The organism is Shewanella subflava (assembly GCF_025971955.1).
Lineage (GTDB): Bacteria > Pseudomonadota > Gammaproteobacteria > Enterobacterales > Shewanellaceae > Shewanella > Shewanella subflava.
The window spans coordinates 1-674 of record NZ_JAPDMX010000027.1 but is presented as its reverse complement, the minus strand read 5'-3'; the positions used below and the strand labels follow the sequence as shown (position 1 = coordinate 674).

The 674-nt window shown below is 41.5% G+C and carries 2 tRNA genes; both read right to left on the bottom strand.

Going from position 1 to position 674, the window contains the following annotated elements:
- Window positions 1-158: 158 nt before the first annotated feature.
- Window positions 159-234: transfer RNA gene (locus tag OHT75_RS11685), tRNA-Ala, on the bottom strand.
- A gap of 135 nt (window positions 235-369) precedes the next feature.
- Window positions 370-446, bottom strand: a tRNA-Ile gene (locus tag OHT75_RS11680).
- Between the last annotated feature and the right edge of the window lie 228 nt (window positions 447-674).

Here is a 674-nt window from a genome sequence, read left to right as displayed (position 1 = left end):
CGTATTAAACGATTTGTAATTAATCACATGACAGACTCATGCAATTAAATACTATCAGCTTTCCAAATTGTTAAAGAGCGGGCTTAAAAAAGCCAAAGATAAAATTTCGTTTATCTTTGGCATCTCTGACCTAGATGTATGTATCTCATTCAAGAGAATGGTGGAGCTATGCGGGATCGAACCGCAGACCTCCTGCGTGCAAGGCAGGCGCTCTCCCAGCTGAGCTATAACCCCTTACATACAGCGAGAATAAATATCAAGGTACCAATTATAGAATTGGCGAAGCCAAATCGAATTTTAGCAAGTTAATTCAATGCGACGTTTAGCCTGCTAAACGAGTATTTAATTAACGCAGATAAAATGAAGATTTGGTGGGTCAGAGTGGACTTGAACCACCGACCTCACCCTTATCAGGGGTGCGCTCTAACCAGCTGAGCTACAGACCCATTCTTTTTGGTCTTTTAATCGTTACTCGGCGTTGCTTTCGTCGTTCAGTCGTCATGTAGTAAACTACACATCCTCCTTTACTCCTCAAGCGCCTTGATTAACAATCAAAATCCGCAAAAATACCTTTCGATATCTTTCTCTTTCTTCTATCAAGTAATCTGTGTGAACACTCAACAAATATTGAGTTAGTCGTATAGGTAAGGAGGTGATCCAGCCCCAGGTTCCCC